Consider the following 23,206-nt stretch of genomic DNA (forward strand, 5'->3'; position numbering starts at 1 on the left):
ATGCGCCCAACTTTTAAGATTTTCCACCCGCAACCGTCAGTTGGGGCAACGGTTGATGGGGCGTCAGCATCGGCCTAAGCAGGACATCCGTGGATCGCACGCCCCTCCCCCGACCCTTTATAGCGGCTTCGCGGTCGGATCTGCCGGTGCTGCTGTCCGTTCCGCATTCGGGCCGCGAATATCCCGCCTGGCTGCTCGCCCAGGCCCGTGGCGGTCTGCGCACGCTGGAGCCGCTCGAGGATCCGCTGATTGATCGGCTCGCCTGGCGAGCCAAGGGTTTGGGTCTCGGTGCAGTGATCGCCCAGGCGCCACGCGCGGCGATCGACTGTAATCGCTCCCCGCAGGAACTGGACCCGGGCATCATTGCCATGCCGCCGGATGGTGATCCCGGTCCGCGCGCCCGCGGTGGGCTCGGCCTGGTGCCCGGACGGACGCCGCGCGACGGCGAGCTGTGGCGGCGCAAGGTCTCCCGCGACGAGCTGGAGCGCCGGCTGGACGAGGCCTACCGCCCCTACCACCGCGCTCTTGCGGAGGAGCTCGCCAGACTCCGGCAGCAGCACGGCGCCGCCCTGCTGCTCGACTGCCACTCCATGCCTCCCCGTGGCCAGCCCCTCCCCCGGATCGTGCTCGGCGACCGGCATGGGCGCAGTTGCGGTCGGTGGCTCGGGGAACTGGCCCGCCTCACCTGCGAGCAGGCCGGCTTCAGCACCGCCTTCAACGACCCTTACGCCGGCGGATGGATCGTGGAACAGCATGGCCGTCCCGACGAGGGAATCCATGCCCTGCAGATCGAGCTGGACCGAAGCCTTTATCTCGACGCCGGCTTGCGCAAACCCGGGCCCGGCTTCGACGCGGCTGCCCGATTGCTGGCCACCCTTGCGCGGACCCTCGGTCAGGCGCTGCTGGACACCTGCCACCCGACCGCGATCGCGGCCGAATAAAAATCGGCCACCCCGTCGCGAAGACGGGATGGCCGAGGTTCAGGGAGGAACGCACCCGGTGGGATGCGCTGGCCGACCACCGCGAAGGGGGCACGCAGCCGCCGGCACGACACTAAAGTGGGAAGCGCGCCAAGGCTCCGCAAGGCTTTCGCCTCAACGACTTGACGCGCCCTGCAAACGCTCCGTCAGGCCTGCGCGGCCGCCGGCTGGCCGAGCTGCGGACCGGCGAGCGGACCCTTTCCCTGCTGCACCTGCCGGCCGAAGATCTCGCGGATCTGCGCCAGGCTGAACAGGTGGGCGAAGATCAGGACCAGCATGCCGTTCTGGTTCATCTTGCGCAGTTCGTCGCCGCGCATGTCGCGCAGCTTCTCTTCGTCGACCATCTGGAAGCCGCGATAGACGAACGGCTGCTCGCCGCCTTCCGGCTGGATGGCGACCTCGCCCTCCATCAGCAGCCCGCTCTTGGTCAGTTCCTGCATGAACAGGCCCGTGCGCTGGCCGGCCTGCTCGAACTGCTCGCAGAACTGGAGAACGGCGTTGGTGGCCTCGCTCGGCTGCCCGTCGTTGAACAGCGCCTCGCCTTCCTCGAACTCGCCAACCGCGCCCGAGGTCGGGTCGAAACACAGCGATAGCTCGTCCGTGTCGGGCCGCAGCCGGGCCAGCATGAACGGGTAACGGCGCAGGTACGCCGGGATGTAGACGTTCGGCTCCGTGATTTTGCCGTCCTCGCCGATGAAGGTGTTCACACCCTCGTTGAGGCCCATCAGCGCCAGCGGAACCGGCTCATTGCCGGAGGAGAAGATGATCGGATAATGACGCTGCGCCAGCGCGAACTCGTCAATGGTCAGCGGCACTGCATGGACATGCCCGAGCTCCGGAATGTGGGTCAGTCGGCGCACCCGCGCATTGCCGTGCTGCTGGGAATTGAGCGGCTCAAGCTGCTTATACAACAAGGGCAAGCCGCTATTCGGCGCTGCAGTCGCCATTCGTTCGTCTCTCCTGGGTGGGGTCGGCGGTGGCCGCGGCCGGCCGCCGGGCCTCCGGTTGCCCCGCGGGCTCTATGCGGGCCCGTTCGCTCTGGCAAGTCTTGGAGCGGAGGTTCATGACGCGTTAAAGCCGGGCCGACCAGACGGCAGGACAATCGAGGGCGCCTGTTCCATTGTTGTTTTCCTCCCTGACCTTCCTGCCGACGGTTCTTGCCCTGCTGGGCATCGATCAGCCGCGCCTCGGCATCACGCGGGTCGTGGTGCAGGAACAGGTCACCATTCGGGTGCCGGTGGTCCGCGCCCGGCCCACCATCCCGGTGCGCTGGGTGGAAAAGAAAGGTCCGCGCTGCATCGCCTCGGACGCGGTGCTGGCGGCAACGCTGGCGGAAGGTCGCAGCATCGACTTCCACCTGCGGGATCGCCGCCGCATCCGCGCCAAGATGGACGGTGACTGCCCGGCGCTCGACTTCTACCGCGGCTTCTATCTCCAGCCCGACGACGACCGCATCTGCGCCGGCCGTGACGAGATCCGCTCGCGGATCGGCGGTTCCTGCCAGATCGAACGCTTCCGGCTGATGGTGCCGCGCCGGCCCAAGTAGCCGATTCCTTGACTTTGCCGGTATGCTGAAGCAGGGCGCGAAGCGCCTGCGGACTCGACGCGCCGGCCCCTCTTTTCCGGACTGGACAGAATGAGTTTCGCCGACCTCGGCTTATCCGACGAATTGCTGCGCGCCATCGGCGACAGCGGCTACGACACGCCCACCCCGATCCAGAAGGGCGCGATCCCGTCCGTCCTGATGGGCAAGGACCTCATCGGCATCGCGCAGACCGGCACCGGCAAGACCGCGGCCTTTGTGCTGCCGATGATCGACATCCTCGGCCACGGCCGCAGCCGGGCGCGCATGCCGCGCTCGCTGATCCTGGAGCCGACCCGCGAACTCGCCGCCCAGGTGGCCGAGAATTTCGAGAAGTACGGCAAGTACCACAAGCTCTCCATGGCCCTGCTGATCGGCGGCGTGCAGATGGGCGATCAGGTCAAGGCGCTGGAAAAGGGCGTGGACGTCCTGATCGCCACCCCGGGCCGGCTGATGGACCTGTTCAGCCGCGGCAAGATCATGCTCAACGACTGCAACCTGCTCGTCATCGACGAGGCGGACCGCATGCTCGACATGGGCTTCATCCCCGACATCGAGGAGATCGCCTCGCGGCTCCCGAAGCAGCGGCAGACCCTGCTCTTCTCCGCGACCATGCCGCCGCCCATCCAGAAGCTCGCGGCCAAGTTCCTGACCGACCCCAAGACGATCGAGGTCGCCCGCCCGGCCACCGCCAACACGAACATCGAACAGCGGCTGATCCAGACCCGCGCCGACAAGAAGCGCGAAGTGCTGCGCGACGTCCTCCGCCACGAGGAGGTCAAGAACGCGATCATCTTCTGCAACCGCAAGACAACCGTTCGGGAGCTCGCGACCAGCCTCAAGCGCTCCGGGTTCGCGGTCGGCCAGATCCACGGCGACATGGAGCAGCCTGCCCGCATCGCCGAGTTCGATCGCTTCAAGAACGACGAGATCAACATCCTCGTCGCCTCCGACGTCGCTGCTCGCGGACTCGACGTGAAGGGCGTCAGCCACGTCGTGAACTTCGACGTTCCCTGGCAGCCCGACGACTACGTCCACCGCATCGGCCGCACGGGCCGCGCCGGCGCAAAGGGTATCGCCATCACCATCGCCACTCGCGAGGACGGCGAAGCGGTCGCTCAGATCGAGAAGCTCACGGGCATGAAAATCCCGCGCGCGGGTCAGGCCGACGCCGAGGAACCGGCCGTGGCGGACGAAAAGCCCCGGAAGGCTCCGCGTTCGACAAAACCGGCTCGCGAGAAGCCGGTTCGCGAGGAAAAGAAGCGCATTCCGGAACAAAAGCGTGAAAAAGACGCCCCAAAAGACGCGCAAGTTGTCGCTCAACGTGACTCTGAGCCCGCCGACGAAGGCGGCTGGAACGGTCCGCTGCCGGGCTTCCTGACGGTCAGCCTCAGCTAAACCCTCCTGCACGGTGAACCGCCGCCGTTCTGGCGCGTCTCACCTGTCATGGCGGCGAAAAACGGCATCTTTCCCACCTTCTTCCTGTCGGGGTTCGAATGTTCGACCTTCGACTGGAAGGACCGGGGCCGCCGCGACATGGCGGCGGAACTGCGCCACTACGCCCACGCAGATGAAGACTATGCCATGCTCCCCTCGCTCGGCATCGCCGTCGCCCGCGAAGGCATCCCCTGGCCCCTCGTCGACAAGGGGAATGGCGAGTTCGATTTCTCCTGTATTCAGCCATTTCTGGCGGCGCAGCGGCGTCACGGCGTGCTGCCGATCTGGGATCTGTGCCACTACGGCTATCCCGATGGGCTCGACCCCTATTCGGACGCCTTCCCGAAGCGCTTCGCGGCCTACGCCAGAGCCGCCGCACGCCACGTAGCGGAGCACGCCCACCATGGCCCGCTCTGCTTCACGCCGATCAATGAACCGACCTTCTGGGGCTACATGGGCGGCGAATGGGGCTGGTGCGCCCCGTTCGGCAAAACGGCCGACGCCCGTCGCCGCTTCACCCTCGCCCTGGCCCGCGCTGACATTGCCGCAGTGCAAGCCATTCGCGAGGACTTCCCTGAAGCCCGTATGGTGCACATCGACCCCCTGATCTGGGTGGTCCCACCCCGCGACCGCCCCGACCTTGCAGAGGAAGCGCACCGAGAGGCGTATGAGGACGCCTACATCGCCTGGGATGTCATCTCCGGGCTCAAGAACCCCGAACTCGGCGGCAGCCCGGAGGTCATCGATATCCTCGGCTTCAACAACTACAGCTTCGGCCAGATGGAATATGGCGGGGGCGGCAAGCCAAACACGCCGCTCGAGTCGGGCGACCCCCGCATCCGCCCCGTTTGCGACCTGCTGGAGGAGGCCTGGGCGAAGTACCGGCGCCCCTGCATCATCGCGGAAACGTCAGGGCTGCATGGTGGCCGCCCAGATTGGCTCCGAGACATGATGTGCGAGGCGCTGGCCGCAGTGAACCGCGGGGTGGACCTCCACGGGATATGCCTCTTCCCTGCCGTCGACATGACCGACTGGCACACGGGCGAGTGGCTCCACATGGGCATCGCGGATGTGGAGGAGCTTTCCACCGGCGCCCTGATGCGGAGGCCCTTTCCGCCCTATGTGGAAGAGCTCCATCGCTGGCAGCGGCGTCTCAACCGCATCGAGACGGCCGACGAGAACCCCTATGATTCCCCCGTCGACCTCCAGGACATCATCAACGCGGCTCGCGACCTCCAGCTGCAGCCGGACCCCGACTGGCACTGATCGCTAGGCGGCCGCGCCGTCCTTGCGCCTGCACATGATGTATTGAGGCATTCCGAAGGAAGTGACCGCCTTGCGATCGATGATGAAGCCGAACCGCTCGTAGAAGTGGATCGCTCGCCTATTGTGCCGCACCACATTAAGCCACATCGGCTTGTCCGTATCCAACCAATCCATTCCGGCACGCATGAGGTCGGCCGCAACGCCCCTTCCGTGGAAGTCCGGATCGACCATCAGCCAGTCGAGTTCGCGGCTGTCTGGCGAGTGCACGGTGGCAATCACGTATCCTGCGAGCCGATCCTCGATGAAGGCGGCGGCGAGCATCTGGTGCGCGTTGTCGCAGGCTCCGAAAGCCGTGGCGGCACTGAGCCGCACCACATGGTCGATCCCCTCCAGCTGACGGGGTGTCAGGTTGTCCGCAAGGAAGGTCGAAGCCGTGGCGCGCCGCGTCAGTTCGGAAATGTCGTTCTCAGTGAGGCGTTGACGGGCAGCCCGGTCGGTCAGCAACGCCATCAAGGCCGTCCCCGGTAGCGCGAGAGAAAGGTCCGCGAATGACTTTCCAGCCGACCTTCGGCGATCGCGTCCCGAAGTCCCTGCATCACGCGCTGGTAGAACCACAGGTTGTGCTCCGTCATCAACATGGCGCCAAGGATCTCGCCCGAGCGGACAAGGTGATGGACATAGGCGCGGCTCCAGCCTGAGCAGGTCGGGCATGGACATCCGGGCTCGAGCGGTTCCTGGTCTTCGGCGAACCTCGCGTTGCGGATGTTGATTGGTCCATCCGCTGTGAATGCCTGCCCGGTGCGCCCTGACCGAGTGGGCAGCACGCAGTCGAACATGTCGATGCCCCGCCGGACCGCTTCGACCAGGTCGTCCGGCTTGCCTACGCCCATCAGGTAGCGCGGCTTGTCGGCCGGGAGCTGGTCGGGCGCGAAGTCGAGGCAGGCGAGCATCGCCTTCTGCCCTTCTCCGACCGCCAGCCCGCCGACGGCATACCCATCGAAGCCGATGTCGATCAGCCCGTCCGCGGACGCCTTGCGCAGCCCTTCGTCGAGCGCGCCCTGCTGGATGCCGAACAGCGCCGCCCGCTCCGCATGCTCGCCACCCCGGTCGAACTCCTCTCGCGACCGTCGCGCCCACCGGATCGAGCGCTCCATCGCCGCCTGCTGCTGCTCGCGGGGGGAGGTCGTCGGCACCAGCTGGTCGAACTGCATCACGATGTCCGAGCCGAGCAGCCGCTGGATCTCGACCGAGCGTTCGGGCGAAAGCATGTGCCGCGCGCCGTCGAGGTGGCTCTTGAAGGCGACCCCTTCCTCCGTGACCTTGGTCAAGTCGGACAGGCTCATGACCTGGTAGCCGCCGCTATCGGTCAGGATCGGCCGCTCCCACCCCATGAAGCGATGCAGGCCGCCCAGCCGCGCGACCCGCTCGGCACCCGGCCTCAGCATCAGGTGATAGGTGTTGCCCAGGATGATGTCGGCCCCGGCGGCGCGCACGTCAGCTGGCTTGACGGCCTTCACGGTTGCCGCGGTCCCGACCGGCATGAATGCCGGCGTACGGATCTCTCCGCGCGCCATGCGGATCACGCCGGTGCGCGCCTTGCCGTCGGTGGCGGTGATGGTGAAGTCGAAGCGGCTCATGAAGCCGGGCTCCTAGCCGTCTCCGCTCACCGCCGCTACATCCGCGGCGATGATCGAGACCTGGGTCTATCCCACCCTGACCGCAGTTGCCGTCCTCACCGGCTTCATCGATGCCATCGCAGGCGGCGGCGGACTGATCATGATGCCCGCGCTGCTGTTCACGGGCATCCCGCCGTTACAGGCGCTCGCCACCAACAAGCTCCAATCGATGTTCGGCACCATGATGGCGATGATCAACTATGGCCGCTCCGGCCTGATCGAGTGGCGCCGCAACCTGCCGAGCATGCTCCTCGTCTTCGCTGGCGCCGCTGCCGGCTGCCTGGTCGTCCAGAGCATCGAGGCACGCTGGCTCAACCTCATCATCCCGGTCCTGCTGATGGCCGTCGCCCTCTACGTGCTCGTCAGCCCGCGAATGACGGACGAGGATGCGCACCATCGCGTCACCAGCCGTGGCTACGCGCCGATCGGGGGGACCATCGGCTTCTATGACGGCTTCTTCGGACCCGGCACGGGCACCTTCTTCACCACCAGCCTCGTCGCCCTGCGCGGCTATGGCCTGACCAAGGCCACCGCCCTCACCAAGCTCCTCAACTGGACCAGCAACATCGCCTCCGTCGCGCTGTTCGCTTGGGGCGGACACATGCTGTGGCTGCTGGGCCTGTGCATGGCGGCGGGCGCGATGCTGGGCGGGTGGCTCGGCTCCCACACGGCCATGAAGTTCGGCGCCCGCCTGATCCGTCCCTTGCTCGTGGCTATCAGCCTGGCCATGACCGCTCGCCTGCTGTGGGGCTATTTCGCAGCCTAGAGGGTTGCGCCCGCTGGCTCGCCTGTCCACAAGCCGCGGCATGCAGCCAGACAAGCAGATGGCCTTCATCGTCGGCGCCCCGCGCTGCGGCACCACCACCCTGTCGAGCCTGCTTCGGCAGCACCCCGAGGTCTGCTTCTCCGCCGTGAAGGAGCCGCATTTCTTTCCACGCTTCGACCTGGACGCGATGAGCGACGAGGAACTGCGCAGCCTGGTGCGGCGCGACTATCTCGACCGCTTCTTTGCCGCCTGCGGTCCCGATCAGAAGGTCCTGGCGGAGGGCTCCGTCTCCTACCTCTACGCGCCCGAGGCGATGCGTGGCGTTCTCCGCCTGTGGCCCGACGCCAGGTTCATCATCGCCCTGCGTGACCCGCTGTCGATGATTCCGTCGCTCCATGCGCGCCTGCTGATGACCGGCGACGAGACGATCACGGATTTCGCCAAGGCCTGGGCGATGGTGCCCGAGCGCGCCGCCGGCCGAGCCATCCCGCGCAGCGCCGCCGACCCGCGCTGGCTCCGCTACGACGAGGCGGGCCGCTTCGGCACTCACGTCCAGCGCTTCTTCGACGTGGTCGGGCGCGAGCGGTGCCATGTCGTCTTGTTCGACGACCTCACCAGCAATCCGCAGGGCACCTACGCCGCGCTGTGTGGGTTCCTCGGGCTGGAGCCGTTTCCCGGAACCAGCTTCAAGGCGCGCCGCCAGCACTTCGCCTATCGCTGGGGCTGGCTGCAGCGCCTGCTCAAGCGGCCGCCAAAGGCTGTGCAATCGATGCTCGCTGGGGAGAAGTTCAACCAGCGCGAGGGCCAGCAGGCGAAAAAGGGCGCGATCATGCGGGTGCGCAAGCACCTGCTCGACTGGAACAAGGTGCCGGCCAAGCGCAAGGCGCTCGACCCCGCCGTTCGCCGGCAGATCGTGGATCGCCTGCGCGGCGAGGTCGTGATCCTGTCGCGGCTTCTCGACCGGGATCTCAGCCACTGGCTCGGCGGCGTACCAGAGGCGACGGGGCGCTGACTTCGCAGGTCGGAGCGCCTATATCCCTCTTATGATCAGCCCCGCTCAGGCCAGGCGGCAGACACGCATCGGGCTTAGCCTCGCTGCGCTGATCGTCGGCGCATGGCTGGTGCTGCACATCGGGGCGGTGTTCCTGCTTCCGCTGGATGGCCCCACCCTGTTTGCAGCCCCGCTCCTCGTTGCGGTCATCTGCTGGCTGAACGTCGGCCTGTTCATTGTCGCGCATGACGCGATGCACGGCTCGCTCGCGCCTGGTCACCCCAGCGTGAATCGCTTCTGGGGACGGCTCACCCTGCTGCTCTATGCGGGCTTCTGGATGGACCGGCTCCAACCCAAGCATTTCGACCATCACAAGCATGTGGGCACCGCGCGCGACCCGGACTTCTCCGAAACACACCCAGACCGCTTCTGGCCCTGGTACCTGCAGTTCTTTCGCACCTATTTCGGATGGCGCGAGTTCGCGGTGCTGTTCGCAGTGTCCTGGACCTACATCCTCGTGCTTGGCGCCCCGATGGAGAACGTCCTCCTGTTCTGGGCACTTCCCGCCATCCTCTCCTCGCTGCAGCTGTTCACCTTCGGCACCTTTCTGCCGCATCGGCATGAGGAAGAAGAGTTTTCCGATCACCACCGCTCGCGCAGCAACGACTATGGCTGGCTCGCGTCACTGCTGACCTGCTTCCACTTCGGCTACCATCGCGAACATCACGCCAGTCCGGGCACGCCCTGGTGGGCCCTGCCCGCAGAGAGACAGCGGCTGAAAGGACAGCTACAGGCCACGGCCTGATGTCCGTTGCGTCCCGCCACATCGCGCTGATCTGCCCGCCTTTCGCGGCTCACCTCCACACTTTCCGTGCCCTCGGCGAGGAGCTGGTCCGACGCGGGCACCGCGTGACCTTCGTTCTCAACGCCGGAGCGCCCGAGCGCATCGGCGACCTGGCAGTGCGCCATGTTCCCGTCCGCCCCCGCGATCCGCGGGTGGAGCAGGTTCTCGCCAATGCCGAGAGCCCGGCGGGACTGACCGGCACGCTGCGCACCATCGCCGAGAGTGCGGCACTGACTGACCAGCTCTTCGCGGGCGGACTAGACCTGCTCGGCGAAATGAGCGTGGATGCCGTGATCGCGGACCAGCTGGAGCCGGCCGGCGGGCTCCTCGGCCGGGCATTGGGTGTTCCGGTGATCAGCCTTGCATGCGCTCTGCCGATCAACAGCGCCCCGGGGGTGCCGCTCCCATTCCTGGACTGGCCCTACACTCCGCATCGTGCCGGCCGTCTACGCCGTACCCAGAAGATCGGCGATCTGCTCAGCTGGCGTCAGCGCCGCGTGCTGGAGCGCTGGTCGAGCCGCTTCGCCCTGCCCGCCTGTCGAACCCTCGAGGATTGCCTCGGCCCTGTGCAGATTGCCCAAGTGGTTCGCGGCTACGACTTTCCGCGCCCAGACCCGCTGCCGTTCGCACCCGTCGGACCCATCCGCAGCCCGGAAGAGGAGGGGCCTGCCGGTCTCCCCTTCGCTCCGGACGCCGGTCGCCCACTGGTGTTCGCAACCATGGGTACTCTGCAAGGGGGCCGACTGGAACTCTGGCAGGCCATTGTCCGGGCCTGCCGCGACGCCGGCACGCAGATCGTGATCGCGCACGGTGGCAAGCTTACCGACGCAGAGGCCGCAGCTCTCCGGGCAGACTATGCGGCGGCCTTCCTGTCTTACCGCTCGGTCCTGCGCCGTGCCGACCTTTGCCTTACCCACGGCGGCTCCAACACCGTGCTCGACGCGCTGGCCTGCGGCGTGCCTCTCGTGGTCCGCCCGATTGCCTTCGACCAGCCGGGGAACCTCGCCCGCATCGTCCACCACGGCCTCGGCGAGCGCATGGCCCCGATCACCCGCCCCGACCTGCTCGGCGCTCAGATCAAGCGCATGCTCATGGACAAGCGCTGTCGCGAGAACGCGCGAAAAATGGCGGGGGAGATTGCAGGGGCCGGCGGCCGCACCCGAGCTGCCGACCTGGTCGAAGCCGCCCTCTAGCGCTGCGGCAGCAGCAGGCTGCCGTCCCCATAGCTGTAGAAGCGGTAGCGCTGCTGGATCGCATGCCCATAGGCGCGCTGCATTGTCTCCAGCCCCATCAGCGCGCTGACCAGCATGAACAATGTGCTCTTGGGCAGGTGAAAGTTGGTGATCAGTCCATCGACCACGCGGAACCGACAGCCCGGCGTGATGAAGATGTCGGTGTCGCCTGCAAACGCCTGCACCCGCCCATCCTGGCTCGCCGCGCTCTCCAGCAGCCGCAGGGAGGTCGTCCCCACTGCGATCAGCCGCCCGCCAGCAGCGCGCGCCGCGTTGAGCCGCCCGGCGGTCTCCGGTTCGATCCGCCCCCATTCGGCATGCATCTTGTGCTCGGCCGTGTCCTCCGCCTTGACCGGCAGGAAGGTCCCCGCTCCCACGTGCAGGGTCAGCGTCTCGCGGCCGATGCCCGCCTCGTCCAGCGCGCCGACCAGCCGCTCCGTGAAATGGAGCGAGGCGGTCGGCGCGGCCACGGCCCCGTCTTCGCGCGCGAAGATGGTCTGGTAGTCGTCGGCATCCTGCGCATCGATCGGGCGCTTGGAGGCGATATAGGGGGGGAGCGGCATGGTCCCGGCCCGGTGCAGCAGCACCTCCACCGGCTCCTCGCCCAGGAACTCCAGCAGCACTGCCCCGTCCGCGCCCTTGTCGGTGACCTCCGCCTCGACGCCGCCGCCGAACGTCACAAGATCTCCCGCCCTCAGCCTCCGCGCATTGCGCACGAACGCCCACCAGCGCCGCAGGTCCTCCCGCTTGTGCAGCGTCGCGCCGATTGTCGCCTGGCCGCGGCGGCCCTCCAGTTGCGCGGGGATGACGCGGGTATCGTTGAACACCAGCACGTCGCCGGCCCGCAGCAATTGTGGCAAGTCGAGCACGCCATGGTCGCTGATCTGCTCGCCCGCAACGCACATCAGCCGCGCACTGTCCCGCGGCCGCGCCGGTCGGAGGGCGATCAGGTCCTGGGGCAGCTCGAAATCGAAAAGGTCGACGCGCATGGCGGGCGCAATAACCAGTTCCGCTCACCCTGAGTAGCGGCGGACGCCGCGTATCGAAGGCCTCAGGTGCTTCGATACGCTGCTTAGGCGGCTACTCAGCAGGAGCGGGATTACTGCTGCGGCTGCGGCTGTGGCTGCGGTGCCTCGACCGGCGGCGCTGGGGGTAGAGGCGGAGTCGGCGCATCGCCGATGCTCGCACGCAAGATCCGCGTAGGCTGTGCCGGCGGCTCGCCGACCGCGATCTGGTCGACATACTGCATGCCCGAAACGACGCGCCCGAAAACGGTATACTTGCCGTCCAGCGACACGCGCGGCGCGAACATGATGTAGAACTGGCTGTTGGCGCTGTCCGGGCTCTCCGCCCGGGCCGCTGCCATCGTGCCACGCAAGTGCGGCAACGAGTTGAACTCCGCCTTGACGTCGGGCAGCGGCGAGCCGCCAGTTCCGTCGCCCTTCGGGTCGCCGCCCTGCGCCATGAAGCCGGGGATCACGCGATGGAAGGTCAGGCCGTTGTAGAAGCCTTGATTCGCCAGCGTGCGAATGCGCTCCACGTGCAGCGGTGCGGCGTCGGGGCGGAGCTGCACCACGACCCGGCCACCGTTCGAAAGGTCCAGCGTCAGTCGGTTCGCAGGATCGGCCGCAATCTCTGCCGGAGCGACGATCGGCAGGCGCGGCTGCACCGGCACTGCCGGCTGCTGCGCCTGCGCCGCGGCGACCATCAGGCCGGTGGCAAGCGGCAGCGCGAACAAGGTCTTGAACTTCATGGGCTTGGACTACTCCCCGGCCAGCTTGGCGGCAACGTCAGCCACCACCGCGGATGGCACGAACTTGTCGATGGCGCCGCCGTAGCGCGCGATTTCTTTCACCAGCCTTGACGCGATCGGCTGCAGCGACACGTCCGCCATCAGGAAGACGGTCTCGATCCGGTCGTTCAGCTGCTGGTTCATGCCCGCCATCTGATATTCGTATTCGAAGTCGGCGACCGCCCGTAAGCCACGGAGGATCAAGGACGCCCCCTCGCGCTCGGCGAAGTCCATCAGCAGCGAGTTGAACTCGACCACGCTGACGTTGGCGGCGTCAGCCGTCTCTCGCCGCACCATCGCCAGACGCTCTTCCAGCGAGAACATCGGCTCCTTGGAAGGATTGGTCGTCACCCCGATCACCAGCCGGTCCACCAGCCGCGCCCCGCGCCGGATGATGTCGAGGTGCCCGAGGGTCAGTGGATCAAAAGTGCCCGGATAGACGCCGATGCGCTCAGCCATGTCTCAACGGTCCCGCTCCACGGCATAGCGCGCGATTGCCCTCAGCAGGTCCGCTTCCTCGCCGTGATCGTGAAGGTGCTCGATCGCCTGCTCCACCAGCATTCCCGCCTGCTGCCGCGCGCGATCTTCCCCGAGCAAAGACACGAACGTCGCCTTGCCCATGTCCGCATCCTTGCCGACGCGCTTGCCTGCCGCCGCCTCGTCGCCCCCATGGTCGATGAGATCGTCGGCGATCTGGAAGGCCAGGCCGATGTTTCGTGCATAGCCCCGGTAGCGGGTCCGTGCGTCGTGCGGCAGCCGGGCCATGATCGTTCCGGCCTCCACCGCATATTCGATGAGCGCCCCGGTCTTCAGCTGCTGGAGGCGAGTGATGGCGCTGAGGTCGAGTTCCTGCCCCTCCGCCGTCAGGTCCATCATCTGCCCACCGGCCATCCCATGCGTGCCCGACGCACGCGCCAGTTCAAGCACCAGCTCGGAGCGAACGAAAGGGTCCTCATGAGTTTCAGGATCGGACAGAATCTCAAAGGCCAACGCGTGCAGGCTGTCGCCCGCCAGCACCGCGGCCGCCTCTCCGAATGCTTTGTGCACCGTTGGCTTGCCGCGTCGGAGGTCGTCGTCGTCCATGCACGGCAGATCATCATGGATCAGGCTGTAGACGTGGATCGCCTCCACTGCCGTCCCCACGCGAACGCTCCGCTCCTCGTCAATGGCGAACAGGCGGGATGCGGCGACGGTTAGCAGCGGGCGGAGCCGCTTGCCGCCGCCGATCGCGGCATGTCGCATCGCCTGGAACAACGTGTCACGCCCATCCCCGTGATCCGCCAGAACTTTTGCGAACAGACAATCGACCGCCTCGCCGACCCGGCGGGACTCGGCGAACAAATCGGCGTTCGGACGCTCGGTCACGTCAGCCGTCGCCAAACGGCACCGTCCCTCGCGGACTTCCATCCGGGCCGAGCGCAATCGCGTCGATCCGCGCTTGTGCGGACTTCAGCCGCTCCTCGCACAGCCGCCGCAACCGGTCGCCTTCCTGGTAGAGGTCGATCGACTGATCCAGCGGAGCCTCGCCACGCTCCAGCAGGCGCACGATCTCCTCGAGGCGGGCAAGCGCAGCCTCGAAGCTCAGCGTCTTGGTCTCTTCGCCAGCGTCCATGGTTCAGACCGTGGCCGAGGCCCTCTCCTGAATCAAGCGCGCTTGAAGGGGTCGAGAATGCCCGGCACGATCTCGCCGGGGACGCCGTGCTCGGCTTCGTGCAGCGCGGTTTCGACATCGCGCGCATGCTGCTCGCGCTCGGAGCGGAGCTGCTCGATCAGGGCGGCACGGTCGCCCTCCAGGCGATCGTCCGACGGACCGGTCGTGCCCGCGGCCTTCTGCGCCTTGGCAACGATGGCATCGAGTTCGCGCTGGCTGCACAGGCCCAGCGTCACGGGGTCCTTCGGCTGGATGTTCGCGATGTTCCAGTGCGAACGGTCACGGATCGCCGCGATGGTATTGCGGGTCGTGCCGATCAGCTTGCCGATGGCGCCGTCGGAGACTTCCGGGTGGTTACGGATGATCCAGGCGATGCCGTCCGGCTTGTCCTGGCGCTTGGAGACCGGCGTGTAGCGCGGGCCCTTGGTCCGGCGCACAGGGTCCGGTTCCTTGTGCATCTTGAGGCGATAGTCGGCATCCGCCTGACCTTTTTCGATCTCTTCGTGGGTCAACTCGCCAGAGCGGATTGGGTCGCGACCCGTCAACTTGGTCGCGGCCGTGTCGTCAGCGATCGCCTGCACTTCAAGGATGTGCAAACCGCAGAAATCCGCAATCTGCTCGAAGCTCAATGACGTGTTGTCGACCAGCCAGGCAGCGGTCGCGTGGGGCATGAGTGGCTGGGCCATGACAAGTCTCCAGACATGAAAAGGGCCGCCCCTTCACGGAGCGGCCGGTGTTGAACCGCGCTTACGCTCATGGGCGATTCAGGGCAAGAGCACGATCTTGCCGACATGCTCCCCCGCCTCCATCCGGGCGTGAGCGGCGGCCGCTTCCGCCAGCGGGAAGGTCCGGTCCATCACGGGACGAAGTTGCCCGCTCTCGACGAAGCTCCACACGTTCCGCTTGATTTCGTCCGCCACCGCGCTCTTGAACGCCACCGACCGAGGCCGCAGCGTCGAGCCGGTCAAGGTGAGCCGCCGCCGCATCACGTCCATGATGTTGACCTCGGCCGTAGCGCCCCTCTGAGTTGCGATGGAGACATGCCGCCCCTCCTCCGCCAGTGAGGCTATGTTCCGCGGGAGATAGTCGCCACCGACCATGTCCAGCACCACGGCCACTCCGCCCCCTCCGGTCAGGCGCTTCACCTCTTCGGCAAAATCCTGGTCCTTGTAATTGATCGCAGCCGCGGCACCGATCTCCTTGGCACGACTGCATTTCTCGTCCGAGCCACAGGTCACGGCGACCTTCAGCCCGAACAGCCGTCCCAGCATGATCGCCATTGTCCCGATGCCGCTCGTGCCACCATGCACCAGCACCCAGTCGCCCTCGGCCGCAAAGCCTCGCTCGAACAGGTTGGTCCACACCGTGAACAGGGTTTCGGGCAGCGCCGCCGCCTGCGTCATCGACAGCCCATCCGGTACCGGCAAGCAGGTCCCGGCGGGCGCAACGCAATATTCCGCATAGCCGCCGCCCGCCACAAGAGCGCACACATCCTGGCCCAACAAGTGCTGCGCGCCCGGACCTGCTCCGACGACCATGCCGGCAATCTCAAGACCCAGGACGTCCGGCGCTCCGGGGGGAGGCGGGTAGAAACCGCGTCGCTGCAGCACGTCGGGGCGGTTCACGCCTGCAGCGGCTACCCGGACCAGCACCTCATCCTGTCCGGGCTGTGGAACGGGTCGCTCGCTCGCGACGAGCACCTCCGGACCGCCGGGCTGCTGTGCCTCGATTGCCACCATGGTCGACGCTGTTTCAAACTGCATGGCGCGGCTTATTGACAGTGCCCGGGCCCCGGTCAACGCTGCCGACCATGGATGACGATTTCGCCCCATCCAAGCCGGACGACCCGCTGACGCTCTTGGCGAAGCAGGACCTCGACCCCATGTCCCATCATGAGCTTGAGGCCCGCATTGAAGCACTCAAGGCCGAGATAGTCCGTACCGAAACCCACATGACAGCGGCGGCCCGGCACCGGGCGCAAGCCGATGCGTTGTTCAAGCGATAGGGCTCCGCCGCGGAAGCTTCTGCGGACCCTTGATGAGGGGCCAACCCCTTACGACATATCGAATAAGTCCGCGGGGCCTCCTGCCCTCCGGCGCAGGAGTGAGTAATGCCGAGTTTTGCTCGCGAACTTGAACAGACCCTACACAATGCCCTCGGCGAGGCGAGCCGGCGGCGTCACGAATATGCGACCCTCGAACATCTGTTGATGGCGCTGATCGACGACGCGCACGCGTCCAAGGTCATGACGGCATGCGGTGTGAACCGGGACGAGCTTAAGGCCACGGTCAAGCAGTACCTGGACGGCGAGCTGGGCGCCCTAGTGGCCGACAGCGGTACCGACCCGACCCCGACCAGCGGCTTCCAGCGCGTGGTCCAGCGCGCGATCCTTCACGTCCAGTCCTCGGGCCGCGACGAAGTGACCGGCGCGAACGTGCTGGTCGCTCTTTTCTCCGAGCGCGAGAGCTATGCGGTCTACTTCCTGCAGCAGCAGGACATGAGCCGCCTCGACGCGGTCACGTACATTTCGCACGGTGTCGGCAAGGGCGAGACGGGCGAAGCTCCGCAGGCGCCCCAGGGTGCCGAGGAGCAGAAGGCGGAAGCCAAGGGCGACAAGAAGGAATCCGCCCTCAAGCAGTTCACCGTCGACCTCAACGAGAAGGCCAAGCTCGGCAAGGTCGACCCGCTGATCGGCCGCATGGCCGAGGTCGACCGCACGGTGCAGATTCTCTGCCGCCGGTCCAAGAACAACCCGCTGTACGTGGGCGATCCGGGCGTCGGCAAGACTGCCATCGCGGAAGGCCTCGCGCGCAAGATCATCGAGGGCGATGTGCCCGAGGTGCTCAAGCCCGCGATCATCTACTCGCTGGACATGGGCGCTCTGCTCGCCGGCACCCGCTACCGCGGCGATTTCGAGGAGCGGCTGAAGAGCGTTGTCTCGGAACTCGAGAAGCTCCCTCACGCCATCCTGTTCATCGACGAGATCCATACGGTGATCGGCGCCGGTGCGACCTCGGGCGGCGCGATGGATGCCTCCAACCTGCTGAAGCCCGCCCTGTCGAGCGGTGCCATTCGCTGCATTGGCTCGACGACCTACAAGGAGTTCCGCAACCACTTCGAGAAGGACCGGGCCCTGCTCCGGCGCTTCCAGAAGATCGACGTGAACGAGCCGACGGTCGAAGATACGATCAAGATCATCGCCGGCCTGCGCTCCTCGTTCGAGCAGCACCACTCAGTGCGCTACACGCCCGATGCGATCAAGTCGGCCGTGGAGTTGTCGGCGCGCTACATCCACGACCGCAAGCTGCCGGACAAGGCGATCGACGTGATCGACGAGGTCGGGGCGATGCAGATGCTGGTGCCGCCCAACAAGCGCAAGAAGGTGATCACGCCCAAGGAGATCGAGGCCGTGGTCGCGACCATGGCCCGCATTCCGCCGAAGTCGGTCAGCTCCGACGACAAGCAGGTGCTCGCCAACCTCGAGTCCGACCTGAAGCGGGTCGTGTTCGGCCAGGACCTGGCGATCGAAAAGCTGTCCTCGGCGATCAAGCTCAGCCGGGCGGGCCTGCGCGATCCCGACAAGCCGATCGGCAACTACCTCTTCTCGGGGCCGACCGGCGTCGGCAAGACAGAGGTGGCCCGTCAGCTCGCCTCGATCATGGGCATCCCGCTGCAGCGGTTCGACATGTCCGAATATATGGAGCGTCATTCGGTCAGCCGGCTGATCGGCGCGCCTCCGGGCTATGTCGGCTACGACCAGGGCGGCCTGCTGACCGATGCCATCGACCAGCATCCGCATTGCGTGCTGCTGCTCGACGAGATCGAGAAGGCGCATCCGGACCTGTTCAACATCCTCCTGCAGGTGATGGACAACGGCAAGCTGACCGACCACCACGGCAAGACCGTCGACTTCCGCAACACCATCCTGATCATGACCACCAATGCCGGCGCGTCCGACATGGCGCGTGAGAGCATCGGCTTCGGGGCCATGAGCCGCGAGGACGCTCAGGAGGATGCGGTCAAGAAGATGTTCACGCCGGAGTTCCGCAACCGCCTGGATGCGATTGTGCCGTTCGGCTACCTGCCGCCGGCCGTTGTCGCTCGCGTAGTCGACAAGTTCATCCTGCAGCTCGAGCTCCAGCTCGCCGACCGCGGGGTGCACATCGACCTCGACGACGAGGCGCGCGAGTGGCTCACCGCCCGTGGCTACGACAAGCTCTACGGTGCGCGCCCGATGGGCCGCCTCGTTCAGGAGAAGATCAAGCAGCCGCTGGCCGAGGAGCTTCTTTTCGGCAAGCTGGTCCACGGCGGTGAGGTGAAAGTTCGGATCAAGGACAACAATCCGGTGTTCGAGATCACCCCGGCGGCTCCCAAGGCGGTCAAGCCCAAGGGCAAGCGGGGCAAGGGCGCGATCACGGAGCAGCCGGAACAGCCTAAGGCCGACCCAGCGGCGGAGTAAACCTCAACGCTGTAACTGCGAGCGAAGCGAAGCAATCCAGCGGACGAAACCTCGACCGGTGGATTGCTTCCTCGCGTGCGCCTCGCGATGACGAGGCCCCTTCCCTCACGCCGTCCATCGCTGCATGGGAGTCGCAACGACCCCACGTAAGCCATGGAGCGCCCAGCGTGATTCGATTCTCCACACTCCTTCTCGCGACCACCCTCCTCGCAACGCCCATTGCTGCCCAGCAACCGCAATTTAGCGGCGCGCGAATGGAGGCGACCGTCAAGGAGATCTCCGACGATCGCTACCAGGGTCGAGGACCCGCCACGCCCGGCGAGAAGATGACCATCGACTATATGGTCAAGCAGCTGCAGGCCGCGGGCGTTCAGCCGGGTGGCGAGCTGGTCAACGGCAAGCGCCAGTGGACCCAGCGCGTTCCGCTGCTCAAGTCCGACATCGTTGGTGACCCGATCTTCACCGTGCAGACCGGCAAGACCAACTACCGCCTCCAGCAGACCGCGGACATCGCGGTGCGTGCGCCGATGAACGGCTCCAACCAGATCCGCATCACGGGCGCGCCGTTGGTCTTCGCCGGCTACGGTACCAGCGCTCCGGAGCGTCAGTGGGACGACTTCAAGGGCCAGGACGTCAAGGGCAAGATCCTGGTCGTCCTGATCAACGATCCAGACTTCGAAGGTGGCGAGGGCGACTTCGGCGGCAAGGCCATGACCTACTACGGCCGCTGGACCTACAAATATGAGGAGGCCGCGCGCCGCGGTGCCGCCGGCGTCATGATCGTGCACGAGACGGAGCCTGCGTCCTACGGCTGGAACACGGTCAAAAACTCCAACGCGAACACCATGTTCGACATTGTCCGTCAGAACCCGGCGGCCGCGCACACGCCCTTCGAAAGCTGGATCACGCTCGACACCGCGAAGAAGATCTTCGCCGATGCCGGCCTCGACTTCGATCAGATGAAGGCCGCGGCGCGCCGCAAGAACTTCCGTCCCGTCGACCTCAAGGCGACCCTGGGCGCCACGGCGAACGCCAAGACCGAGACGATCACCAGCTACAACGTCGTGGGCTTGCTCCCGGGCAAGACGCGGCCGGACGAGACCATCATCTACTCAGGCCACTACGACCATATCGGCGTTGGCGCGCCGGATGCGAACGGCGACACCATCTACAATGGCGCCGTCGACAACGCGACCGGCATCGCGCACGTCCTGGAGCAGGCCCGTACCTTTGCCAAGGAACCCCGGACCGACCGTTCGATCGTGTTCCTGGCGGTCACCGCCGAGGAGAAGGGTTTGCTCGGCACCGAATATTACGTGTCCAACCCACTTTATCCGCTCGAGAAGACGGTCGCGGTACTCAACACCGACTCCATGGGCGTGAATGGGCCGGCGCGGAACTTCTCCATCTCGGGCACCGCGCGGCTGGAGCTGCTCGACCGGCTGATCGCATCGGCCCAGACCCAGGGGCGCAGCTTCACCCCCGACCCGCGTCCGGAAGCAGGAGGCTTCTTCCGTTCCGACCATTTCCCGTTCGCCAAGCGCGGCGTCCCAGCGGTCAGCTTCCGCGCCGGAAACGACCTGGTGAACGGAGGGACGGAGCGGGGCAACGCACTCGCCGCGGAATATACGGAAAAGCGCTACCACCAGCAGGACGACGAATATCAGCCCGGCTGGGACTTCTCCGGAATGGTCCAGGACGCCCAGCTCCTGCACATGGTTGGCCGCGACCTGGCCAATTCCACCGCGTGGCCGAACTGGAGCCCCGACAGCGAGTTCCGCGCCACGCGGGACCAGTCGGCAAGCCAGCGCGGTGGCCTGGTCGATCCTGAATCCCGCGTCGACACGCCCGTCCCCGCCGCCGAACAGCCTGATGTCGGAGAGCGCGGTTGAGCGAAACTCTCGAGCCGGTCCTTCCCAAGGCGCTGGACGACAAGGCGGAACGGCTGATGAAGGCGCTATGCGAGCGTGAGCTCATGGTCGCCACGGCCGAGAGCTGCACGGGCGGCCTGCTCGCCTCGCTCCTCACCGACATCGAAGGTGCGGGTCATGGCTTCGACCGGGGCTTCGTCACCTATGAAGCGGAGGCCAAGCAGGACCTGCTGGGTCTCACGCCCGAGATGACCGAGCGCAACCAGGCCGTCACCAGCGCCGTGGCGCGTGCCATGGCGGAGGGGGCGCTGCAGAACAGCCGCGCCCACATCGCCCTGTCCGTCACCGGCTTTGCCGGTCCGGGAGGAGACGCCGCGGAAGAGGGCCTGTGCCACTTCGGCTGTGCTCGGCGGGACAAGGCGACCATGCTGCGTGAGGAACACTTCGGTCCCATTGGTCGCGGCCCGATCCGCATCAAGGCAGTCGGGGTCCTGCTGGACATGCTTGAAAGCGCACTCGAGGACGAGTAAGTTCACTTTTTGTTCTTGCCGGGGACACGGAACGATGACGGACCTCACCTTTTACACCAACCCGCAGTCGCGCGGACAGATCGTTCGCTGGATGCTCGAAGAGGTGGGGGAGCCGTACGAGACCGTCATCCTCGACTATGCGACGACCCTCAAGAGTCCGGAATATCTGGCGGTGAATCCGATGGGGAAGATCCCTGCCATTCGCCACCACGGCAAGGTGGTGACCGAGGGAGCGGCGATCTGCTGCTACCTCGCCGATGCCTTTCCCGCTGCGGGTCTTGCCCCGGCGCTGGATGATCGCGCCGACTACTACCGGTTCATCTTCTTCGCATCCGGGCCGATCGAGGCCGCGTTCAGCAACAAGGCCGTCGGGTGGGAGCCCACTCCGGAACGTCAGCGCATGTTCGGCTATGGCAACTTCGACCTGGCCATCGACACCATGGCGCAGATGCTGGACGGCCGCACCTACATCTGCGGCGACCGGTTCACGGCCGCCGATCTCTATGTCGGCTCGCAGCTCGGCTTCATGATGATGTTCGGCCTGCTGGAGCCGCGGCCTGTGTTCCAAGACTATGTCGGCAGACTCACCTCCCGAGAGGCTTACAAGCGCGCAAAGGCGATCGACGAACGCGCGGCTGAGGAGCTTAAGGCGGCCGCCAAGTAAGCACGGGCATGGTGCGGGGCGGCACTCCTAGAACGCTGCTCCGACCGACGCGGCCAGCCAGGCGGCAGGCAGAAACCCAGCAAAGGTTGCCGCGGCGAACTTGCCCTGGTGAATGGGCAGCAGGGCGCACGCTCCCGTGAGCACGAGGCTCGGCGCTCCGGCGATCCTCAGCCCAAGTACGTACCAGGCGCCGCCCCGTTCGAATGCCCGCTCGATCTTGCCCAATCGCGGCCCCAATCGAGCACGGGCTCTGTCCTGAAGTGAACGGCGCGTGAGGAGAAAGAGCGAATGGCTGCCAAGCGCGCCACCCGCCGCCACGACCGCGGCCGCGACCTCGGCATCCAAGATCGCGCCGGACGTGATCGACAGGGGCACGATGACCCCGGGCACGCCGAAGCCGATCAGTACCGCGGTCAGAAGGAACGTGCACAGCGCGACAATCATCGCCGAATTCAACGGCAAACTCGACAGACTGCCACCCAAGGCAAACAGATCCAACAGCGCTTGTTCCACTCGCGGATAGCGCCATTCCCACCCGCTTTGTTCCTGCGGCCCGGCGCAATCCGTCTGTGTTCCAATTCGGCACGCCGATAACTCGGTCTGGCCCAATGTGTTGACGCAAGAGGAACATCGCCCTCTTCTGCGGTTTCCTTGCACTTGCGACCACTGCGGACGACACTCATGGGCCGACGGTTGGCTTGCTTCGGATTGCTGCTTCTTGCGGGATCGTCCGTCTGGGCAAAGCCGCCGCAACGCGTGCAAGCGTCGCCTCCCGCCCACTCAGCCCTTCCTTTTGCCCTCTACGCACCTGCCAGGGTCGCCATGGCGTTCGGCGTGATCACGAGTGCATATCGGACTCCGGCCCACAATCGGTTCGTCGGCGGCGTTCCCAACAGCCACCACCTTTATGGCCGGGCGCTCGACGTTGCGCGGCGCCCCGGCGTCTCGCATCGCATGGTGGAAGAGGCGCTGCGCCGCGCGGGCTTTCGCCTCATCGAGTCCCTCGACGAAGGCGATCATAGCCACTTCGCTTTCGCAACCTCGCTCGCGCGGCCGCTGCCGGTCGCAGCGTTGCCGAGCACTCCGACAGCGCCGCCTGCCGCCGTGGCCGCTGCTCCGGCGAAGCCGCTGCGCCCGGTCCTTGCCGACCAGCACGGCACGCTCATGGTCGCGGATGCGACCCTTGCCGGCCCCGCAGCTGGAAACATGCTCGCACCCGGCGGCCAGTAAGCAACCCGCACCTTCAGCGAAGCTTGGCGATCTTCAATCCATCGGCTTTCGCACGGACCTTGATCGACTCCTCGCTTCGGGTCAGCGCCTTGGAAAGCGCCTTCAGGGCCATCCCCTTGCCCGCCAGCGTATGAAGCTTGGCGATCTCCTCCGAGGTCCAGGGCTGCTTGTGCCGTTCGAACCGCTCCGCCATTCCGCCTGCCTTTCGATGCGCCCGCTCACTTAGCGGACGGAC

26 protein-coding genes are annotated in these 23,206 nt (G+C 66.3%); 14 read left to right on the top strand and 12 right to left on the bottom strand.

The annotated features are described in order from the left end of the window. Positions 1–89 precede the first annotated feature (89 nt). The gene (locus JT720_RS06705; RefSeq protein ID WP_205480346.1) at positions 90–941 is read left to right on the top strand and encodes an N-formylglutamate amidohydrolase; all 852 of its coding nucleotides are present in this window, start codon (positions 90–92) and stop codon (positions 939–941) included. A gap of 185 nt (positions 942–1,126) precedes the next feature. Here the strand turns inward: JT720_RS06705 and JT720_RS06710 are convergent, their stop codons facing one another. Next, entirely contained in the window at positions 1,127–1,927 is an 801-nt protein-coding gene (locus tag JT720_RS06710) for a SapC family protein (protein ID WP_205480348.1), read from the bottom strand. 173 nt (positions 1,928–2,100) lie between these two features. Here JT720_RS06710 and JT720_RS06715 point away from each other — a divergent pair, with 173 nt between their 5' ends. From JT720_RS06715 to JT720_RS06725, 3 genes are all read left to right on the top strand, one after another. After that, the gene (locus JT720_RS06715) at positions 2,101–2,526 is read left to right on the top strand and encodes a hypothetical protein (RefSeq protein WP_205480350.1); all 426 of its coding nucleotides are present in this window, start codon (positions 2,101–2,103) and stop codon (positions 2,524–2,526) included. Between the two features lie 90 nt (positions 2,527–2,616). Further along, entirely contained in the window at positions 2,617–3,960 is a 1,344-nt protein-coding gene (locus JT720_RS06720) for a DEAD/DEAH box helicase (RefSeq protein ID WP_205480352.1), read from the top strand. A 48-nt stretch (positions 3,961–4,008) separates the two neighbouring features. Beyond that, positions 4,009–5,265 (top strand): glycoside hydrolase family 1 protein, encoded by a 1,257-nt coding sequence (locus tag JT720_RS06725; protein WP_205480353.1) that lies wholly within the window; start codon positions 4,009–4,011, stop codon positions 5,263–5,265. 3 nt (positions 5,266–5,268) lie between these two features. On the opposite strand, the gene JT720_RS06730 is transcribed toward JT720_RS06725, so the two are convergent. Together JT720_RS06730 and tgt are read right to left on the bottom strand one after the other, a co-directional pair. Beyond that, positions 5,269–5,775 carry a GNAT family N-acetyltransferase gene (locus JT720_RS06730; RefSeq protein WP_205480354.1) on the bottom strand — a complete coding sequence of 169 codons (507 nt, stop codon included), beginning with the start codon at positions 5,773–5,775 and terminating at the stop codon, positions 5,269–5,271. Then, entirely contained in the window at positions 5,775–6,902 is a 1,128-nt protein-coding gene (gene tgt, locus JT720_RS06735) for a tRNA guanosine(34) transglycosylase Tgt (RefSeq protein ID WP_205480355.1), read from the bottom strand. Before tgt ends, JT720_RS06730 begins: the two co-directional genes overlap by 1 nt. Before the next feature lie 49 nt (positions 6,903–6,951). On the opposite strand from tgt, the gene JT720_RS06740 reads away from it, so the two are divergent. From JT720_RS06740 to JT720_RS06755, 4 genes are read left to right on the top strand one after another with little or no spacing between them, the layout of a single operon-like run. Beyond that, positions 6,952–7,707, top strand: a complete 756-nt coding sequence (locus JT720_RS06740) for a TSUP family transporter (RefSeq protein ID WP_205480356.1) — start codon at positions 6,952–6,954, stop codon at positions 7,705–7,707. 40 nt (positions 7,708–7,747) lie between these two features. After that, entirely contained in the window at positions 7,748–8,719 is a 972-nt protein-coding gene (locus tag JT720_RS06745; protein WP_205480357.1) for a sulfotransferase family protein, read from the top strand. 31 nt (positions 8,720–8,750) lie between these two features. Next, the gene (locus tag JT720_RS06750; protein ID WP_205480358.1) at positions 8,751–9,503 is read left to right on the top strand and encodes a fatty acid desaturase; all 753 of its coding nucleotides are present in this window, start codon (positions 8,751–8,753) and stop codon (positions 9,501–9,503) included. Beyond that, entirely contained in the window at positions 9,503–10,735 is a 1,233-nt protein-coding gene (locus JT720_RS06755; RefSeq protein WP_205480359.1) for a glycosyltransferase, read from the top strand. The genes JT720_RS06750 and JT720_RS06755 overlap by 1 nt, the downstream gene beginning before the upstream one ends. Here JT720_RS06755 and queA read toward each other — a convergent pair. From queA to JT720_RS06790, 7 genes are all read right to left on the bottom strand, one after another. Beyond that, complete coding sequence (gene queA, locus JT720_RS06760; RefSeq protein WP_205480360.1) at positions 10,732–11,763, bottom strand: tRNA preQ1(34) S-adenosylmethionine ribosyltransferase-isomerase QueA; 1,032 nt, start codon at positions 11,761–11,763, stop codon at positions 10,732–10,734. The genes JT720_RS06755 and queA overlap by 4 nt on opposite strands. Before the next feature lie 110 nt (positions 11,764–11,873). After that, on the bottom strand, positions 11,874–12,527 hold the full coding sequence (locus JT720_RS06765; RefSeq protein ID WP_205480361.1) for a peptidylprolyl isomerase: 654 nt from the start codon (positions 12,525–12,527) through the stop codon (positions 11,874–11,876). A 9-nt stretch (positions 12,528–12,536) separates the two neighbouring features. Beyond that, entirely contained in the window at positions 12,537–13,025 is a 489-nt protein-coding gene (gene coaD, locus JT720_RS06770; protein ID WP_205480362.1) for a pantetheine-phosphate adenylyltransferase, read from the bottom strand. 3 nt (positions 13,026–13,028) lie between these two features. Then, a complete protein-coding gene (locus JT720_RS06775; RefSeq protein WP_336511961.1) occupies positions 13,029–13,931 on the bottom strand; it encodes a polyprenyl synthetase family protein in 903 nt (300 codons plus the stop codon). A gap of 1 nt (position 13,932) precedes the next feature. Further along, positions 13,933–14,178 carry an exodeoxyribonuclease VII small subunit gene (locus JT720_RS06780; RefSeq protein WP_205480365.1) on the bottom strand — a complete coding sequence of 82 codons (246 nt, stop codon included), beginning with the start codon at positions 14,176–14,178 and terminating at the stop codon, positions 13,933–13,935. Positions 14,179–14,210: 32 nt separating this feature from the next. Beyond that, positions 14,211–14,903: a DUF1013 domain-containing protein gene (locus tag JT720_RS06785; RefSeq protein WP_205480367.1), complete on the bottom strand. Its 693-nt coding sequence runs from the start codon at positions 14,901–14,903 to the stop codon at positions 14,211–14,213. Between the two features lie 78 nt (positions 14,904–14,981). After that, positions 14,982–15,980 (bottom strand): NAD(P)H-quinone oxidoreductase, encoded by a 999-nt coding sequence (locus JT720_RS06790; RefSeq protein WP_205480369.1) that lies wholly within the window; start codon positions 15,978–15,980, stop codon positions 14,982–14,984. A 47-nt stretch (positions 15,981–16,027) separates the two neighbouring features. Between JT720_RS06790 and JT720_RS06795 the strand changes: the two genes are divergently transcribed. The 5 genes from JT720_RS06795 to JT720_RS06815 all read left to right on the top strand — a co-directional run bounded on the left by JT720_RS06795 (position 16,028) and on the right by JT720_RS06815 (position 21,741). Further along, on the top strand, positions 16,028–16,222 hold the full coding sequence (locus tag JT720_RS06795) for a DUF1192 domain-containing protein (protein WP_205480370.1): 195 nt from the start codon (positions 16,028–16,030) through the stop codon (positions 16,220–16,222). A gap of 105 nt (positions 16,223–16,327) precedes the next feature. Then, positions 16,328–18,676, top strand: coding sequence for an ATP-dependent Clp protease ATP-binding subunit ClpA (gene clpA, locus JT720_RS06800; protein WP_205480371.1), 2,349 nt, complete (start codon positions 16,328–16,330; stop codon positions 18,674–18,676). A gap of 167 nt (positions 18,677–18,843) precedes the next feature. After that, entirely contained in the window at positions 18,844–20,568 is a 1,725-nt protein-coding gene (locus JT720_RS06805; protein WP_336511962.1) for a M28 family metallopeptidase, read from the top strand. Beyond that, positions 20,565–21,077, top strand: coding sequence for a CinA family protein (locus tag JT720_RS06810; RefSeq protein ID WP_237219848.1), 513 nt, complete (start codon positions 20,565–20,567; stop codon positions 21,075–21,077). Before JT720_RS06805 ends, JT720_RS06810 begins: the two co-directional genes overlap by 4 nt. A gap of 34 nt (positions 21,078–21,111) precedes the next feature. Beyond that, positions 21,112–21,741: a glutathione S-transferase family protein gene (locus tag JT720_RS06815; protein ID WP_205480372.1), complete on the top strand. Its 630-nt coding sequence runs from the start codon at positions 21,112–21,114 to the stop codon at positions 21,739–21,741. Positions 21,742–21,768: 27 nt separating this feature from the next. Here the strand turns inward: JT720_RS06815 and JT720_RS06820 are convergent, their stop codons facing one another. Further along, positions 21,769–22,254, bottom strand: coding sequence for a VTT domain-containing protein (locus tag JT720_RS06820; RefSeq protein ID WP_205480373.1), 486 nt, complete (start codon positions 22,252–22,254; stop codon positions 21,769–21,771). Between the two features lie 309 nt (positions 22,255–22,563). Between JT720_RS06820 and JT720_RS06825 the strand changes: the two genes are divergently transcribed. Further along, positions 22,564–22,971, top strand: coding sequence for a D-Ala-D-Ala carboxypeptidase family metallohydrolase (locus JT720_RS06825; RefSeq protein ID WP_205480374.1), 408 nt, complete (start codon positions 22,564–22,566; stop codon positions 22,969–22,971). A gap of 13 nt (positions 22,972–22,984) precedes the next feature. On the opposite strand, the gene JT720_RS06830 is transcribed toward JT720_RS06825, so the two are convergent. Beyond that, positions 22,985–23,164, bottom strand: coding sequence for a hypothetical protein (locus tag JT720_RS06830; protein ID WP_192587148.1), 180 nt, complete (start codon positions 23,162–23,164; stop codon positions 22,985–22,987). Positions 23,165–23,206 lie beyond the last annotated feature (42 nt).

It is taken from the genome of Sphingomonas arenae, from assembly GCF_016924655.1.
In the GTDB taxonomy this organism is placed as follows: domain Bacteria; phylum Pseudomonadota; class Alphaproteobacteria; order Sphingomonadales; family Sphingomonadaceae; genus Sphingomicrobium; species Sphingomicrobium arenae.

Excerpts from the sequence above, each read along its gene's own strand:
- JT720_RS06780 (WP_205480365.1), bottom strand. The coding sequence starts at position 14,178 with ATGGACGCTGGCGAAGAGACCAAGACGCTGAGCTTCGAGGCTGCGCTT.
- JT720_RS06790 (WP_205480369.1), bottom strand. The coding sequence starts at position 15,980 with ATGCAGTTTGAAACAGCGTCGACCATGGTGGCAATCGAGGCACAGCAG.
- JT720_RS06765 (WP_205480361.1), bottom strand. The coding sequence starts at position 12,527 with ATGAAGTTCAAGACCTTGTTCGCGCTGCCGCTTGCCACCGGCCTGATG.
- JT720_RS06740 (WP_205480356.1), top strand. The coding sequence starts at position 6,952 with ATGATCGAGACCTGGGTCTATCCCACCCTGACCGCAGTTGCCGTCCTC.
- JT720_RS06750 (WP_205480358.1), top strand. The coding sequence starts at position 8,751 with ATGATCAGCCCCGCTCAGGCCAGGCGGCAGACACGCATCGGGCTTAGC.
- JT720_RS06830 (WP_192587148.1), bottom strand. The coding sequence starts at position 23,164 with ATGGCGGAGCGGTTCGAACGGCACAAGCAGCCCTGGACCTCGGAGGAG.
- JT720_RS06795 (WP_205480370.1), top strand. The coding sequence starts at position 16,028 with ATGGATGACGATTTCGCCCCATCCAAGCCGGACGACCCGCTGACGCTC.
- JT720_RS06720 (WP_205480352.1), top strand. The coding sequence starts at position 2,617 with ATGAGTTTCGCCGACCTCGGCTTATCCGACGAATTGCTGCGCGCCATC.
- JT720_RS06745 (WP_205480357.1), top strand. The coding sequence starts at position 7,748 with ATGCAGCCAGACAAGCAGATGGCCTTCATCGTCGGCGCCCCGCGCTGC.
- JT720_RS06755 (WP_205480359.1), top strand. The coding sequence starts at position 9,503 with ATGTCCGTTGCGTCCCGCCACATCGCGCTGATCTGCCCGCCTTTCGCG.
- JT720_RS06815 (WP_205480372.1), top strand. The coding sequence starts at position 21,112 with ATGACGGACCTCACCTTTTACACCAACCCGCAGTCGCGCGGACAGATC.
- JT720_RS06710 (WP_205480348.1), bottom strand. The coding sequence starts at position 1,927 with ATGGCGACTGCAGCGCCGAATAGCGGCTTGCCCTTGTTGTATAAGCAG.
- tgt (WP_205480355.1), bottom strand. The coding sequence starts at position 6,902 with ATGAGCCGCTTCGACTTCACCATCACCGCCACCGACGGCAAGGCGCGC.
- JT720_RS06785 (WP_205480367.1), bottom strand. The coding sequence starts at position 14,903 with ATGGCCCAGCCACTCATGCCCCACGCGACCGCTGCCTGGCTGGTCGAC.
- JT720_RS06825 (WP_205480374.1), top strand. The coding sequence starts at position 22,564 with ATGGCGTTCGGCGTGATCACGAGTGCATATCGGACTCCGGCCCACAAT.
- coaD (WP_205480362.1), bottom strand. The coding sequence starts at position 13,025 with ATGGCTGAGCGCATCGGCGTCTATCCGGGCACTTTTGATCCACTGACC.
- queA (WP_205480360.1), bottom strand. The coding sequence starts at position 11,763 with ATGCGCGTCGACCTTTTCGATTTCGAGCTGCCCCAGGACCTGATCGCC.
- JT720_RS06725 (WP_205480353.1), top strand. The coding sequence starts at position 4,009 with ATGGCGGCGAAAAACGGCATCTTTCCCACCTTCTTCCTGTCGGGGTTC.
- clpA (WP_205480371.1), top strand. The coding sequence starts at position 16,328 with ATGCCGAGTTTTGCTCGCGAACTTGAACAGACCCTACACAATGCCCTC.
- JT720_RS06730 (WP_205480354.1), bottom strand. The coding sequence starts at position 5,775 with ATGGCGTTGCTGACCGACCGGGCTGCCCGTCAACGCCTCACTGAGAAC.